Source organism: Curtobacterium sp. MCPF17_047 (assembly GCF_003234045.1).
GTDB lineage: Bacteria > Actinomycetota > Actinomycetes > Actinomycetales > Microbacteriaceae > Curtobacterium.
In genome coordinates, this window is sequence record NZ_QKSF01000003.1 from 129,189 (window position 1) to 144,866 (window position 15,678).

13 protein-coding genes are annotated in these 15,678 nt (G+C 70.6%); 4 read left to right on the forward strand and 9 right to left on the reverse strand.

The window, feature by feature from the left end; translation table 11 throughout:
• Positions 1-101 precede the first annotated feature (101 nt).
• Together DEJ33_RS04635 and dxs are read left to right on the forward strand one after the other, a co-directional pair.
• Entirely contained in the window at positions 102-2,939 is a 2,838-nt protein-coding gene (locus DEJ33_RS04635; protein ID WP_111194366.1) for an aconitate hydratase, read from the forward strand.
• A gap of 172 nt (positions 2,940-3,111) precedes the next feature.
• Positions 3,112-5,040, forward strand: a complete 1,929-nt coding sequence (gene dxs / locus DEJ33_RS04640; protein ID WP_111194367.1) for a 1-deoxy-D-xylulose-5-phosphate synthase — start codon at positions 3,112-3,114, stop codon at positions 5,038-5,040.
• A 184-nt stretch (positions 5,041-5,224) separates the two neighbouring features.
• Here the strand turns inward: dxs and DEJ33_RS04645 are convergent, their stop codons facing one another.
• From DEJ33_RS04645 to DEJ33_RS04660, 4 genes are all read right to left on the reverse strand, one after another.
• Positions 5,225-7,363 carry a 3-hydroxyacyl-CoA dehydrogenase NAD-binding domain-containing protein gene (locus tag DEJ33_RS04645; RefSeq protein ID WP_111194368.1) on the reverse strand — a complete coding sequence of 713 codons (2,139 nt, stop codon included), beginning with the start codon at positions 7,361-7,363 and terminating at the stop codon, positions 5,225-5,227.
• Positions 7,364-7,365: 2 nt separating this feature from the next.
• Entirely contained in the window at positions 7,366-8,577 is a 1,212-nt protein-coding gene (locus tag DEJ33_RS04650) for a thiolase family protein (RefSeq protein WP_111194369.1), read from the reverse strand.
• A 126-nt stretch (positions 8,578-8,703) separates the two neighbouring features.
• The gene (locus DEJ33_RS04655) at positions 8,704-10,080 is read right to left on the reverse strand and encodes an HRDC domain-containing protein (protein ID WP_111194370.1); all 1,377 of its coding nucleotides are present in this window, start codon (positions 10,078-10,080) and stop codon (positions 8,704-8,706) included.
• Positions 10,073-10,669 (reverse strand): DUF3000 domain-containing protein, encoded by a 597-nt coding sequence (locus tag DEJ33_RS04660; RefSeq protein ID WP_110902428.1) that lies wholly within the window; start codon positions 10,667-10,669, stop codon positions 10,073-10,075. Before DEJ33_RS04660 ends, DEJ33_RS04655 begins: the two co-directional genes overlap by 8 nt.
• A gap of 99 nt (positions 10,670-10,768) precedes the next feature.
• On the opposite strand from DEJ33_RS04660, the gene DEJ33_RS04665 reads away from it, so the two are divergent.
• Both DEJ33_RS04665 and DEJ33_RS04670 read left to right on the forward strand, forming a co-directional pair.
• Complete coding sequence (locus DEJ33_RS04665) at positions 10,769-11,962, forward strand: S9 family peptidase (protein ID WP_111194371.1); 1,194 nt, start codon at positions 10,769-10,771, stop codon at positions 11,960-11,962.
• A gap of 87 nt (positions 11,963-12,049) precedes the next feature.
• Positions 12,050-12,391, forward strand: coding sequence for a ribonuclease E inhibitor RraB (locus DEJ33_RS04670; protein ID WP_111077851.1), 342 nt, complete (start codon positions 12,050-12,052; stop codon positions 12,389-12,391).
• Here the strand turns inward: DEJ33_RS04670 and DEJ33_RS04675 are convergent.
• The 5 genes from DEJ33_RS04675 to DEJ33_RS04695 all read right to left on the reverse strand — a co-directional run bounded on the left by DEJ33_RS04675 (position 12,388) and on the right by DEJ33_RS04695 (position 15,582).
• Complete coding sequence (locus tag DEJ33_RS04675) at positions 12,388-12,879, reverse strand: hypothetical protein (RefSeq protein ID WP_111077850.1); 492 nt, start codon at positions 12,877-12,879, stop codon at positions 12,388-12,390. The two genes, DEJ33_RS04670 and DEJ33_RS04675, sit on opposite strands and share 4 nt — an antisense overlap.
• Positions 12,880-13,013: 134 nt before the next feature.
• The gene (locus DEJ33_RS04680) at positions 13,014-13,823 is read right to left on the reverse strand and encodes a hypothetical protein (RefSeq protein ID WP_111194372.1); all 810 of its coding nucleotides are present in this window, start codon (positions 13,821-13,823) and stop codon (positions 13,014-13,016) included.
• 48 nt (positions 13,824-13,871) lie between these two features.
• Positions 13,872-14,267, reverse strand: coding sequence for a DUF6188 family protein (locus tag DEJ33_RS04685; RefSeq protein WP_111077848.1), 396 nt, complete (start codon positions 14,265-14,267; stop codon positions 13,872-13,874).
• 38 nt (positions 14,268-14,305) lie between these two features.
• Complete coding sequence (locus tag DEJ33_RS04690) at positions 14,306-14,716, reverse strand: DUF6188 family protein (RefSeq protein ID WP_111077847.1); 411 nt, start codon at positions 14,714-14,716, stop codon at positions 14,306-14,308.
• Complete coding sequence (locus tag DEJ33_RS04695) at positions 14,713-15,582, reverse strand: hypothetical protein (RefSeq protein WP_146242522.1); 870 nt, start codon at positions 15,580-15,582, stop codon at positions 14,713-14,715. The genes DEJ33_RS04690 and DEJ33_RS04695 overlap by 4 nt, the downstream gene beginning before the upstream one ends.
• Positions 15,583-15,678: the final 96 nt, after the last annotated feature.

The window sequence follows — 15,678 nt, forward strand, 5'->3', positions numbered from 1 at the left end:
CCGGGCACGACGGAGTCCCCGGGTTTAGGTTCACCTTGCTGGTGGGACGTCCCGCGGCCCGCGAGGATGAGGGCACACCGATCAACTCAGGAGGCGGCACAGTGGCTGCAGTCAACAGCTTCGGATCGAAGGACACGCTCTCGGTCGGGGGTGTCGACTACGCCATCCACCGGATCGACGCCGTGCCCGGGCACGAGAAGCTCCCGTACAGCCTCAAGGTGCTGCTCGAGAACCTCCTGCGCACCGAGGACGGCGCGAACGTCACCGAAGGCCAGATCCGCGCCCTCGGCTCGTGGAAGCCGGAGGCAGACCCGGACACCGAGATCCAGTTCTCCCCGGCCCGCGTGGTCATGCAGGACTTCACCGGTGTGCCGTGCATCGTCGACCTCGCCACCATGCGCGAGGCGATGGCCGAGATCGGCGGCGACCCGAACAAGATCAACCCGCTGTCCCCGGCCGAGATGGTCATCGACCACTCGGTGATCGCGGACCTCTTCGGCAGCTCCGACGCCCTCCAGCGCAACACCGACCTGGAGTACGAGCGGAACGGGGAGCGCTACCAGTTCCTCCGCTGGGGCCAGACGGCGTTCGAGGACTTCAAGGTCGTCCCGCCGGGCACCGGCATCGTCCACCAGGTCAACATCGAGTACCTGGCGAAGGTCACCTACACGCGTGACTTCGACGGCGAGACGTACGCCTACCCGGACACCCTCGTCGGCACCGACTCGCACACCACGATGGTCAACGGCCTCGGGGTGCTGGGCTGGGGCGTCGGCGGCATCGAGGCCGAGGCGGCGATGCTCGGCCAGCCGGTCTCCATGCTCATCCCGAAGGTCGTCGGCTTCAAGCTCTCGGGTGCGATCCCCGCCGGTGTGACCGCGACCGACGTGGTGCTCACGATCACGGAGCAGCTCCGCAAGCACGGTGTGGTCGGCAAGTTCGTCGAGTTCTACGGCGAGGGTGTCGGCGCGGTGCCGCTCGCGAACCGCGCGACCATCGGCAACATGAGCCCCGAGTTCGGCTCGACGGCCGCGATCTTCCCGGTCGACGACGTCACGCTCGACTACCTGCGGCTGACCGGTCGCGACGAGGCGCAGATCGCCCTGGTCGAGGCCTACTCGAAGGCGCAGGGTCTGTGGCACGACCCCTCGGTCGAGCCGGCGTACTCGGAGTACCTCGAGCTCGACCTCTCGACGGTGGTCCCCTCGATCTCCGGCCCGAAGCGCCCGCAGGACCGCATCGTCCTGTCCGAGGCGAAGGACCAGTTCGAGGTCGACCTCGCAAACTACGCGAGCATCGAGCACACCGAAGAGGACAAGGCCGTCGCGGACACGTTCCCGGCGTCCGACCCGGTGGCCGCTGCCCCCGGTGACGAGCACGCCGTCGACGACCTGCAGGACGCTCCGGCGTCCGAGGTCCCGGTCCACGCCTCCAGCGCGCCCGGTACGGTCTCGAAGCCGACCTCGGTCGCGATCGCCGAAGGCGACCCCTTCACGATCGACCACGGTGCCGTCGCGATCGCCGCGATCACGTCGTGCACCAACACGTCGAACCCGTCGGTGATGATGGCCGCGGGCATCCTCGCGCGCAACGCGTCGAAGAAGGGCCTGAAGGCCAAGCCGTGGGTCAAGACCACCCTCGCGCCGGGTTCCAAGGTCGTCACGGACTACTACGAGAAGGCCGGTCTGACGACCTACCTCGAGGACCTCGGCTTCTACACGGTCGGCTACGGCTGCACCACCTGCATCGGCAACTCGGGCCCACTGCCCGAGGAGATCTCGCAGGCCGTGCAGGACAACGACCTCGCCGTGACCGCGGTGCTCTCGGGCAACCGCAACTTCGAGGGACGCATCAACCCCGACGTGAAGATGAACTACCTGGCGTCCCCGCCGCTGGTCATCGCGTACGCCCTCGCCGGCTCGATGCACTTCGACTTCGACACCGACGCGCTCGGCACCGACACCGACGGCAACGACGTCTTCCTCAAGGACATCTGGCCCGACACGGCCGAGGTCCAGCAGGTCATCGACTCGTCGATCGACACCGAGATGTTCACCCACGAGTACGGCTCCGTGTTCGAGGGCGACGACCGGTGGAAGAACCTGCCGACCCCGACCGGTGACACGTTCGAATGGGACGCGCAGTCGACCTACGTGCGGAAGCCCCCGTACTTCGACGGCATGACGATGCAGCCGGACGCCGTGTCGGACATCTCCGGTGCCCGCGTGCTCGCGAAGCTCGGCGACTCGGTCACGACCGACCACATCTCCCCGGCCGGATCGATCAAGGCCGACAGCCCGGCGGGCAAGTACCTCGGCGAGCACGGCGTCGACCGCAAGGACTTCAACTCCTACGGCTCACGTCGCGGCAACCACGAGGTGATGATCCGCGGCACGTTCGCGAACATCCGGCTCCGCAACCAGCTCCTGGACGGCGTCGAGGGTGGCTACACCCGCGACTTCACGACGCCCGACGGTGCGCAGTCGTTCATCTACGACGCGTCCGAGCACTACCAGGCGCAGGGCACCCCGCTCGTCGTCCTGGGCGGCAAGGAGTACGGCTCCGGTTCCTCCCGTGACTGGGCGGCGAAGGGCACGAGCCTCCTGGGCGTCAAGGCGGTCATCACCGAGAGCTTCGAGCGGATCCACCGCTCGAACCTCATCGGCATGGGCGTCGTCCCGCTGCAGTTCCCGGCGGGGGAGTCGATCGAGTCCCTCGGGCTCGACGGCACCGAGTCCATCTCGATCTCCGGTCTGACCGCGCTCAACGAGGGCACCACGCCGAAGACCGTGCACGTCACGGCCGAGCCGACCGAGCACTCGCCCGCCGGCAAGCAGCCGATCGAGTTCGACGCGGTCGTCCGCATCGACACCCCGGGTGAGGCCGACTACTACCGCAACGGCGGCATCCTGCAGTACGTCCTCCGTTCGCTCGTCTGACCCCGCAAAACGCAACCTGGGCGGCTCCCCGCAGCGGTACTCCGTTGCGGGGAGCCGCTCTCGTTGCGTTCCGCGGAGGACGGGAGGCGCGTGGCGGGCTGCCACCGCGCCTCCAGTCCGTCCGCTGGTCGCGCGCATAGAGTGGGCCGACCGCCGTACGAAAGGAGCGCCCGTGAGCCTGCTCGCCAGCATCACGTCGCCGCGCGACCTGAAGCGTCTCTCCGACGCGCAGATGACCGACCTCGCCGCGGAGATCCGCACCTTCCTGGTCGCCGAGGTCGCCAAGACCGGCGGGCACCTCGGGCCGAACCTGGGCGTCGTCGAGCTGACCCTCGCCATGCACCGGGTCTTCGACTCGCCGCACGACCCGTTCGTCTTCGACACCGGTCACCAGTCGTACGTGCACAAGCTCGTCACCGGCCGGCAGGACTTCTCGCGTCTGCGGGAGCGTGGGGGCATCGCCGGCTACCCGCAGCGGAGCGAGTCGGAGCACGACATCGTCGAGTCGTCGCACGCGTCCTCGTCGCTGTCCTGGGCGGACGGCATCTCCCGTGCCTTCCAGCAGACCGGGCAGTCCGACCGCACGGTCGTCGCCGTGGTCGGGGACGGCGCCCTCACGGGTGGCATGACGTGGGAGGCGCTCAACAACATCTCGGACCAGAACGACCGCCGACTGGTGATCGTGGTCAACGACAACGGCCGCTCGTACGCGCCGACGATCGGCGGGATGGCCCGCTTCCTCAGCTCCGTCCGGACCCGACGCGAGTACCGCACCCTGTACGAGAAGAGCCGGGCCGCTGCCGACCACTTCGGCGCACCCGGACGTGCGGTGTACCGGGGGCTCCGAGGCGGCCTGCACGGTTTCCTGTCGCGCTTCACGAACAACGAGGCGCTGTACTCGAACCTCGACATCAAGTACGTCGGACCCGTCGACGGGCACGACCAGCAGGCGATGGAGGCGGCGCTCCGGCAGGCGAAGGGCTACGGCTCGCCCGTCATCGTGCACGCGATCACCGAGAAGGGTCACGGCTTCGAGCCCGCCCTCCGCGACCAGGCGGACCAGTTCCACGCCGTCGGGCACATCGACCCGGAGACGGGCGAGTCGCTCGACAAGGCCTCGGGTCCGTCGTGGACCTCCGTCTTCGCCGCGACGCTCGCCGAGGTCGGCCACGAGGACCCGCGGATCATGGCCATCACCGCCGCGATGCTCCGTCCGACCGGACTGCACCTGTTCCAGCAGGCGCACCCGGACCGGGTCATCGACGTCGGCATCGCCGAACAGCACGCCGTCACCACGGCCGCAGGGTTGGCGTACGGGGGACTCCACCCCGTCGTGGCGCTGTACGCGACGTTCCTCAACCGGGCGTTCGACCAGGTGCTCATGGACGTCGCCCTGCACCGGGCCGGCGTCACCTTCGTCCTCGACCGTGCCGGCATCACCGGTCCGGACGGTCCCTCGCACCACGGGATGTGGGACCTGGCGCTGCTGCAGGTCGTCCCCGGCATCCGGATCGCCGCCCCACGCGACGCCGTCACCCTGCGAGAGGAGTTCCGGGAGGCCGTGGCGGTCGATGACGCGCCGACGGTCCTCCGGTGGTCCAAGGGTCAGGTCGGACTGGACATCCCCGCGCTCCGACGGCTCGACGACGGGGTCGACGTGCTGCACCAGGCCACATCGGCCGAGGACGTCCTGATCGTGGCCGTCGGCTCGATGGTGCCGACGGCGCTCGAGGCCGCCGCGCTGCTCGAGGCGCAGGGCATCGGTGTGACCGTCGTCGACCCGCGCTGGGTGGTGCCGATCCCGGCGTCGCTCATCGACCTGTCCCGCGACCACCGGTTGGTCATCACGATCGAGGACGGCGTCCGTGTTGGTGGCGTCGGGACCCGGCTGCGGCAGGACCTCCGCGCTGCCGGGGTCGACACCGGCGTCAACGAGCTCGGTCTGCCGGACGCGTTCATCGACCACGCCAGCCGGAGTCAGATCCTCAGCGATGCGGGGCTGACCGCGCAGGCGATCGCCCGCGACGTCATCGACCAGGTCGTCGGCACGAAGCTGCCCCAGGCGAAGCCGGCGCGGTCGCGGGAGTCCGCCGAGCGCTGACGCCCGTCGCGCGGCGCCCGTCGCGCCCGGTGCACTTCGGCGGCGCACAACAGAAACCGCCCCGGACCACGGGATCCCCTGGTTCGGGGCGGTTTCTGTTGTGCGGAGCCAGTCAGCGCCGTGCGCCGAGCCGCGCCGTGCGCCGAGCCGCGCCGTGCGCCGAGCAGCGCCAGCGCCGTGCGCGCTAGCGGGAGGCGGGGCCGACGATCGGCGGCTCGTGGAACGTGCCGCCGAAGACGCGCTCGGACGCACCGGAGCGGTCGAGGTACGGGCTGATGCCACCGGCCTGGAACGGGTAGCCCGCGCCGAGGATCATGCCGAGGTCGATCTCCTCGACGTGCTGCACCACCCCGTCCTCGAGCATGCGGTGCACCTCGTCGGCCAGGGCGTCCTCGAAGCGACGCTGCATCTCGGCAGCGTCGACCGGTGCGGCGTCCTTCTTCGACGGTGCGACGAGCTTCACGGCAGCGGGGTCGTACCCGGTCGCGTTGCCCTTCTTGTCGCGGGTCAGGATCGTCCCGTGCTCCGCGATCCGCTTCAGCCCGTCACCGGGGTAGAAGCGCTCCGGCCAGGCCGCGTGGTGGGAGTCGAGCACGTGCGCACCGACCGGCAGGCCGACGAGCTCGAGCAGTTCGAACGGTGACATCGGCAGGCCCAGGGGAGCCGCACCGTCGGCGACGGTCTCGAACGAGGTGCCCTCCTCGACGCCACGCATGGCCTCACCGAGGACGCGTGCGAGGACCCGGTTGACGACGAAGCCCGGCTGGTCGGCCGTGACGATGGCGGTCTTCTTCAGCGTCTTCGCGACGGCGAGGGCGGTGGCGAGGGCCTCGTCGGAGGTCTTCGCGGCTCGGACCACCTCGAGCAACGGCATCACCGCGACCGGGTTGAAGAAGTGGAAGCCGACGAGGCGTTCCGGGTTCGTCAGCACCGAGGCCATCTCGTCGACGGAGAGCGACGAGGTGTTCGTGGCGAGGATGGCGTCCGGAGCGATGACCTGCTCGATCTTCCGGAACACCTCCTGCTTGACGCCCATCTCCTCGAAGACGGCCTCGATCACCCAGTCGGCGTCGGCGAACGCTTCGTAGGACACCGAGCCGCTGACGAGTGCGGTGATGCGGTTCGCGTCGTCCTGCGAGAGGCGGCCCTTGGCGAGCATCTCGTCGACGGACTGGCGGATCCGGGCGACACCGGCGTCGACGCGCTCCTGCGAGACGTCGGTGATGACGACCGGCACACCGAGACGACGGGCGAAGAGCAGCGCGAACTGGGACGCCATGAGTCCGGCGCCGAGGACGCCCACCTTGGTGATCTTCTTCGCGTCGACGCCCCCGGGAGCGCCGACCGGACGCTTCGCCCGCTTCTGCACGAGGTCGAACGCGTACATCGACGCGGCGAACTGGTCCCCGGCGAGCAGGTCGGCCAGGGCGTCGTCCTCCCCGGCGAAGCGCTCGTCCAACGAACCGCTGCGGGCGGCGGCGACGAGGTCGAGTGCGCGGAACGGCGACTTCGGGACCGTGCCGATCTTCGACGCGACCTGCCCACGGGCGACCTTGACGACGGTGCCCCAGGCGGCCTTCTCGATCAGTCCGGGCTCGTTCTTCCGCACGACCTTGGTGCGGCCGGACACGACGCCGTCAGCCCAGGCGACCGCGGACGGCAGGAACGTCACCGAGGGGATCAGCACATCGCCAATACCGAGGTCGACCGCGGCCGGGCCGTCCATCAGGCGGTTGTTCTTCAGCGGGTTCTCGACGATGACCCGCAGGGCCTTCTCCGGACCGATGAGGCGGGGGAGCAGGGTCGCACCACCCCATCCCGGGATGATGCCGAGGAAGACCTCGGGCAGCCCGATGCCCTGGGCAGCGGACGAGAACACGCGGTAGGTGCAGTGCAGCGCGACCTCGAGCCCGCCGCCGAGCGCGATGCCGTTGACGAACGCGAACGACGGCACACCGAGCTCGCTGAACTTCCGGAGCGTCGCGTGGCCGAGCACACCGAGCTCGTGTGCGACCTCGCGAGAGGGGAGCGCCGCCGCCTGGGAGAGATCGGCACCGGCGGCGAAGCAGTACTCCTTGCCGGTGATCGCGACGGCCTGGATCGTGCCCGCCGACGCGGCCTCACGCAGCGTGTCGAGCACGTCCGACAGCTCGCGCATCGTGCGCGGGCCGAGCGTCGAGGGGCGCTTGTAGTCCTTGCCGTTGTCGAGCGTGATCAGCGCGAGTGTGCCGCCGGAGGGCAGCGCGACGTGCTTGACGTACGAGTGCGTGACGACCTCGTCCTCGCTCAGGGCGGTCAGCTGGTCGATCGGGGTGGTGGTCATGGTCAGGCCGCCTTCCGTGCCGCGGACTTGCTGAAGTTCGGGTTCTCCCAGATGACGGTGCCGCCCTGGCCGAGCCCGATGCACATCGTGGTGATGCCGTACTTGACGTCGGGGCGCTCGGCGAACTGGGCCGCGAGCTGGTTCATCAGGCGGACACCGCTCGACGCGAGCGGGTGGCCGACGGCGATCGCGCCACCCCAGGCGTTCACGTTCGGGGAGTCCTGCGCGATGCCGTAGTTGTCCAGGAACGCCAGGACCTGCACGGCGAAGGCCTCGTTGATCTCGAACAGTCCGATGTCGTCGATGGACAGCCCGGCCTTCCGCAGTGCCTTGTCGGTGGCGGGGATGGGGCCGACGCCCATGACCTCTGGGTCGACGCCCATGAAGGCGAAGGAGACCATGCGCATCTTCGTCGCCAGACCGTGCTGCTTCGCGCCGTCCTCGGACGCGAGGAGGCTCATCGTCGCGCCGTCGTTCAGCCCGGCGGCGTTGCCGGCGGTGACCCGTCCGTGGGGCCGGAACGGCGTCTTCAACGCGGCCAGGGCCTCCAGGGTGGTGCCGGGTCGTGGCGGCTCGTCGGCCGAGACGATGTCCCAGCCTGCTCCGGCGTTGACCTCGACCGGGATGACGTCCGGCTGCAGCTTGCCGGCACCCCAGGCGGCGGCGTAGCGCTGCTGGGACTGCACGGCGAAGGCGTCGGTGCGGTCCTTCGTGATGGCGGGGAAGCGGTCGTGCAGGCGCTCGGCGGTGGCGCCCATGACGAGGGCGTCGCTGGAGACCATGCGCTCCGCGACGAAGCGGGGGTTTGGGTCGGCGTTGAAGCCCATCGGGTGCCGGCCCATGTGCTCGACACCGCCGGCGATGGCGATGTCGGCGGCACCGAAGGCGATGGCACCGGCGAGCGTCGTGACACTCGTCATGGCACCGGCGCACATACGGTCGATGGCGTACCCGGGGACGGTCTTCGGCAGGCCGGCGAGCATGCCCACCGTGCGGCCGAGGGTCAGGCCCTGGTCGCCCTGCTGGGTGGTCGCGGCGACGGCGACGTCGTCCACGGCGGCACCGTCGAGCGAGCTGTTCCGGTCGAGCAGGCCACGCATCGCGTGCACGGCGAGGTCGTCGGCGCGGGTCCGCCAGAACACCCCCTTCTCACCGGCGCGGCCGAACGGGGTACGGACACCGTCCACGAACACGACGTCTGATGTCTTCGGCAATGCGAGCCTCCAGATCCACAACGATCGGGCCGGAGCGACGTGTCACCCCGACCGGCCGGGCCTCGCCCGGCGACGCTCCGACGCTAGTACCCCCGGCTGGGCGGGGGCACGTCGGTTGGGCGGTTCCTACGAGCCGGTCGTCCCGGTCGTGGCGTCGGTCTGTCCGTCTGCGACAAGACCGACCGCACCGACCGCACCGGGCGCGCCGGCGTCGGGCGTCGCGTCGTCGGCGTCCGCCGTCGTCTCGTCCGGACGGGAGGCCGTGGTCGCCGTGACCGCGGCCGCCGGGTCCTCGACGGACCGGTCCGCGGCGACCTCGAACGCGTGCGCGATGACCGACGCGGTCTGCTCGACCTGCCACGGCCGGGCGTCGTGCGATGCGAGCGTCGCACCGACGGTCTCGGTCGCGACGGTCTTCGGCGGGTTCCACGACACCAGACGGAGCGTCTCCGGCGTCAGCAGGTTCTCCACGGGGAGGTCGAGCTCCGCCGCACGCGCCGTGACGGCCGCGCGGGCCGCACGGTACCGACGGTCGGCGGCCGGGTTGCGTTCGGCCCAGGCGCGGGGCGGTGGGAGGCTCGGCTCGCCCCCGCCTCGCAGACGTGGCAGGTCCTCGGTGGCCTGGCCCGCTTCCACGGCGGCCCACCAGCGGTCGAGCTCGGAGCGGCTGGCGCGGCCGGTGAAGGCCTTCAGCGCACCGAGTTCGGCGCGGGAGGCCGGGGCAGCAGCGGCGGCGGCGACGATCGCCGAGTCCGGGATGGTGCGTCCCGGGGCGATGTCGGTCTCCTGCGCGTAAGCGTCCCGCGCCTGCCAGAGTGACCGGGCGATCGCGAGGGCCCGGGCGCCGCGGAGCACGTTCATGCCGGACAGTCGACGCCACGGTTCGGCACGCGGGGGCTTCGGGCCGCGAGCGAGGACGGCCGCGAACTCCTCTTCCGCGATCCGCGTCTTGCCGGCAGCGTCCAGGACCTCGGCGAGCGAGTCGCGGAGGTCGGGCAGCAGTTCGACGTCCAGCGCGGCGTAGACGAGCCACGCCTGCGGGAGCGGGCGGGTCGACCAGTCGGCGGCGGAGTGCGCCTTCGCGAGCGTGATGCCGAGCAGTTGCTCGACGACCGCGCCGAGGCCGACACGGGGGAACCCGGCGATGCGGGCACCGAGCTCGGTGTCGAAGATCCGGGTCGGGACCAGGCCGACCTCGCGGAGGCAGGGCAGGTCCTGGGACGCGGCGTGGAACACCCACTCCTCGTCGACGAGTGCGGCCTGCAGGTCGCTGAAGTCACCGATCGCGATCGGGTCGAACAGGAACGAGCCGGACCCGCGGCGGAACATCTGGATCAGGTAGGCGCGCTGCGAGTAGCGGTAGCCGCTGGCGCGCTCGGCGTCGACCGCGACCGGGCCGGTACCGGCGGCGAGCCGTGCGACGGCGTCGAGGTACTCGTCGCGTTCCTCGATGACGTGGACAGCGGCGTGCGCGTCCTCGTATGCGGGATCGGCGTCAGTCACGGGCGAGCCTCCGGGGGGCCAGGAGCGAGACACCGTCCGAGGCCGGGGGGAGTCCGGCGAGCATCGCCACGATCTCTTCCCAGGCCTGCACGTGCGGCGTCAGGTCGTCGTCGAGGGGCGTCCACGAGGCCCGCAGTTCCAGTTGGGCGCCGTCGCCCTGAGCCGCGAGCTCGCCGTAGCCGCGGGAGATGATCTTCGTCGCGGTGCCGGACGCGTTGCCGTACCGGGCACCGTGCGCCTCGAGGGCGTCGACGAGCCAGCTCCAGGTGACGTCGGCGACGAACTCGTCGACGCCGATCTCCGGCTCGAGCGGGGCCTGCGCGAAGGTGACGATGCGGTACGCGCCGCCCCACCCCTCCGGCTCTGCGGGGTCGTGCAGGGCGATGAAGCGTCCGGTGCCGAGGTCCGAGTCCACACCGTGCACGACGCCCGACACGTCCGCCGCCAGGGCGAGCGAGAAGGGTGCGATGCGGCTCGGCGACGGGATCTCGGTGACCGTGGTCTCGGTGCGGGTCCTGCCACTCGACACGAACGCGCGGAGACGCGCGAACGCCTCCGGTTCGGCGTCGGGGTCTCGGGATTCGGGCACGGATGCAGACTAGGCTCCGGACCGAGCACCGGCGCGGGCGGCACGCCGTTCCGCGCGCAGTCGTGCTGCCCGCAGTCGTCCTCGTCCTGGAAGGCCCGCATGGCCCGCCGTCCCGATGCCGTCCGGTCCGTCGGCCTCCTCGCGCTGGGCGCCGGCATCACCACCGCCGCGGTCGGCGTCGCCGTCGTCGCCGGGTCGGTCGCCGCCGTCGCCCGGGCCGTGGTCACCCCGGACCGCAAGCGCACCGAGCGGGTGCCGATCACCGCCGTCGACCTGGAGGCACGCACCGTCTCCCTGGGACGCAGTCCCGACACCGAGTCCCCGGGTCGGTACAGCCTGTGGTTCGGCGGCGCGACGGGGCACATGCGCGTCGGCGAGGTGCTCGACACCACCGACACGACCGTCACCCGTCGGGTCATCGCCGTCGACGCCGGCGACCCCACCGTGGCCCGACGCGGCCGGTGGGGCGGCTGGTTCTACCTGACCCCGGGGGAGCTCGGGGTGCCGGTCGAGGACGTCGACGTGCAGACCCCGAACGGCCCCGCGCCCGCCTGGGTCGTCCGCACCGACGACCCGGCCGCGCCCTGGGCTGTCCTGGTGCACGGCCGCGGTGTCACCCGCGCCGAGACGATCCGCGCGGTGCCGGTGTTCCGCGCGGCCGGCTACTCGGTGCTGCTGGTGTCGTGGCGGAACGACGGGGTCGCACCACCGAGCCCGGACGGCCGCTACGGCCTGGGGTCGACCGAGTGGGAGGACGTCGACGCCGCCCTGGACTGGGTCGCGCAGCAGGGTGCCACGAGCGTCGTGCTGATGGGCTGGTCGATGGGCGGTGCCGTGGTCCTGCAGACCCTGGTGCGCTCGGGGCTCGCAGGGCTCGTCAGCGGCGTCGTCCTGGAGTCGGCGGTCGTCGACTGGCACGCGGTCCTGAAGTCGCAGAGCCGGGCGCTCCGGCTGCCCCGACCGGTGCGGAAGGTGGCGCAGTGGGTCCTCCGCACGCCGGTCGTCCACCGGGTCGCCGGACTGGACCAGCCGATCGACCTGCGGGAACTCGACATGGTCGCCCGCGCCGACGAACTGCAGGTGCCGATCCTGCTGCTGCACAGCGACGACGACGGGTTCGTGCCCGCATCGGCGTCGTACGCCCTCGCCGCCGCCCGACCGGACCTGGTGCGGCTCGAGGTCGCGCACGTCGCCCGGCACACCAAGCTCTGGAACCACGACGCGGAGTGGTTCGACGCGCGGATCCGGGCGTGGCTGAACGACGTGGTGCGGCCGACAGCCGACGCGCGGTAGACGGGACCGGCGGTCGGACGGGAGGCGCGGTGCCAGCTGGCACCGCGCCTCCCGTCCGCCGTTGGTACCGTCTGCGACACTCGACCCATGTGGCCGTTCCGCAAGCGCCCCGAGACGGTGCCCTCGTTGCCGACGAACCCCGTGCTGCAGCAGATCGTGCAGCGGGGCGGCGACCTGTCCCAGCCGCGCGACTGGGTCCACTTCGTCTACTTCCCGGACGAAGGGTCCGCCAAGGCAGCCTCCGCGCGGATCGCCGCCGCCGGGTGGAACGTCGCAGTCAAGCCGTCGGGTGCGGAGTGGTACGTCGCCGCCGATCAGCAGAACGTGCTCGTGGACGACGCCCGACTCGGCGAGGCGGTGCGGTTCTTCGAAGGGATCACCGCGGAGACCTCCGGCGCACAGTGGGACGGCTACGAAGCGAGCATCTAGGTCGCCGTCTGCCGGCCTGGCCCGAACTCCTCGAGACGGGTCGCCGGTCGACCGGGCCGCGCTGGGCCGTACGTCCGGTCGAAGGCATCGCTCATCGTCGTGAGCGGTGGTCGGACCGTCACGGTCCATTCGCCGCTGTCGAACGCGTCGATGCGGACGACCAGGTTGGTCTCGTCGGTCAGGTCGGCGCCGCGGAGGTACCCGAGGAACTCGCCGTCGATGAGCTGCCAGATGCTGTCGGCGATGTCCCTCGCCTCGGCGTGGCTGAGGATGAGCCCTGGTTCCGCCGCGGCGTCGACTCGGCGTTCGAGTGGGAGTGCTTCGACCCACTGGTCAGGGGACGTGACGGCGTAGATGGTCGTGAGGACCCAGACGAGCTCGGGTGCCTCGAGTTCTGAGAAGAACTGCACGAGGTCGGGCAGCGCGATTCGATCAGCGGCGATCGTGTACGTGACCATCTCGAGGTCCTGCGGCACTGTCGAGGTCATCCGGCCTCCTCCTTCCTGATGCTGAGCGGGAGCAGCTCGTCGGTGGGCATCTCGACACTTCGTGGTTCGGAGTGCGACGACGACCGCGGCGGGACACCCTCGGCGGGGGACGGAAACTTGAACGGCTACCAGCTTCAGCTGTCGGGGAAGAGGTCGACGGACCGCGGGCTGGAGCGGTAGCGGAGGTGCTCGAAGTCGGGGTGCCAGTCGACGAGGCCGACCACGGCGCGCACGGCGATGTCGATGAAGTACGGCGACACGACGACGCGGCGGGGGATCGTCGTCGCCTCGATCTCGGTCGCCGGTCGGGAGCGCGACCCGGAGAAGTCGGTGACGTGCACGCCGTCGAGGTCGGTGCCCCAGGTGTACGCGGGCAACAGACGGTCGGTGTCCGGGGCGACGTTGCCGACGACCTCCCACATGCCCGGTTGGAACCGCGCCGGCAGGGTGAGCCCGGCCACCACCGGCTGCGTGGCGAGCACGACGAGCGGGTCGGCGGGTCGCGGCAGGTCCTCGGGGCGCTGGAAGACCGCGACGTAGACGGCGCCGTGCAGCGTCGCGAGGACGTGCCCGAGCAGCACGCTGCCGCCGCCGTCCGGGATGAAGAAGACGTCACCGGCCTCGACGGTGAAGGGTTCGCGGCTGAGCGGGAGCAGCTCGTCGGCGGGAGTCTCGGCGGTCCCGGACTCGGAGTGCGACGACGACCGTGGCGGGACACCCTCGGCCGAGGACGGCCGCGTCATCGTCACGCCCGCGTGGCGGAGTCGCTTCAGACGATCGTCGAGGTCGCGGCCAGGGTTGCCACGATCGATCATCTCGATCGTGAACAGCTTCTCCGGGTTGGCCCGGGTCTCGGCCAACAACTGCGCGAAGAGCTGCTGCTCACTGTTGGTCTGGTGGAACTCGGAGCCCGATGGCTGGTCCTTCTTGCGCTTGCCGAACACGTCGTCCGTTCCCCTCGTCCGATGACACCCTCATCGTGGCACGACTGGTCAGTCGGACGTCGCTGGTGGGTCGACGACTGCCAGGCCACCGCCGGGCATGGCGATGATCACCCGAGGCTCCGGCCCGGCGCCGTGGTGGTTCCACGACTCGTACGACTCGTCGGGCCAGGCCTCCAGGACCGTCCCGGATGCGAAGTCGAGCCGGAGGTCGGCGCCGTCGAGTGTCGCGTTCGTGACCCTGTCGCCGTGCAGGGCCAGGACGGGTGCGAGCGACGTCGGGTCCGTCGGGTCCACGATCCGGCGTTCCCCGTCCGGACCGGTGATCGCGAACTCGGCCTCGAACTGCATCGTCGTGCCGTTCGAGAACTCGATGGAGGTCTGGAGGGTGACGGTCAGGACGTCCACCCGGGCGTTGGTGAGATCGAGCCTGTGGTCGTCGGTCACGGAGCCTCCTCCGGGGCCGTCGCGACCCACTCCTGCGCTCATGACGGCGTCCCTCCGGGCAGCGTGCGGGCGTCGACCTCGCCGCCGGTCAGGACGTCGATGTCCAGGCGCGCTCGTCCTGGTTCGGACCAGTGCCACGACGGCCGGTCGCGGTGGGACCACCCCTCCAGCAGCTCACCCGATGCGAAGCGGACGGCGATGCGGGCGCCGGTGACGGTGCCGCGTTCCACCACCTTCGTGTGCAGGGCGAGGAGCGGCAGGAGCGAGGGCGGATCGCCGGGCTCCATGAAGGTGTGCGTGCCGTCGTTCTCGGTCAGCGCGAAGCCGGTCTCGAACCGGAGGGTCGCTCCGCTCGAGAAGCGGACGGTGACGGCGGTGTCGATCGCGATGGCGTCGACCGTGTCGCCGGCGACGTGCAGTTGGATGGGGGCCGACGTGGTGTTGGTCACGGTGTCCTCTCGCCGTCTCCGGCGTCTCGCTCTGCCGGGAAGACGAGCTGATCGAGACGCGGCAGTTCGGTCGGCATCTCGTCGGTGAACCACGGGAGCTCGACCATCTGGATCCTGCCGTCGTGCGCCCAGATGAGCAACTCGCCCCCGACTGCCTCGGCGTCGGTTCGGTAACTGGCGGCTTCCGGCAGTGGTCCGTCGGGGAGGTCGACGCGTGGCAGGTCGTCGCGTTCGAGTTCGAGCGACCAGGCGCGCGGCCCTGAGGGCGTGACGTCGACCACTGCGTCGAGCTGGGTGAGGAGCGCCGGTGCCTCGTCGATCCGAGCGTTCTGGAGGCACGCGCGGACGAGTGCGCGGATCTGCTGACCGTCACGTTCCTCCTGTGCGCGGCGCTGCTCGTCCTGTGCGCGGCGCTGCTCGGAGGCGATCTCCTCGTCGCGGCTCCCGATGCCGGAAGCGAGAACGCCGGGTCCGAGGAACAGTTCGAACTCCCAGGAGGTCCCGATCACCGAACGATCCAGGGTGACGGTGACCGTCGTGCTGTCGAAGAAGTCGATGCGGATCACTGCCTGCGAGGCGTCCGTCGTGGTGCTGCCGATCGGTGAGCCGAAGAACTCGCCGTCGATCATCTGGTGGTTCTCCCGGACGAAGCGCCGCATGTCGTCGTCGGTGATCCACAGCCCGGCGCCGCTGCTGTCGTGAACCTTCTGCTCCCACTCGACGACATTGAGGTCCGAGTGGGGCAGCGCGACCATGTCCAGGTCGGTGACGAGCCAGCGCAGGGGAGGGATGGTCATCCCGTTGACGACGTTGCGGAACGTCAGGACGCCCATCGGCTGTGAGCCGATAAAGCGGTGGTACGTCACGAAGTCGGGCTGGGGTCTCCTGGTTGCCGGGTGGCCTGATCTCCTGCGGAACGACATGGTCCTCATTCGCTCGCTCTCACCGATCGCTTCTTGCTG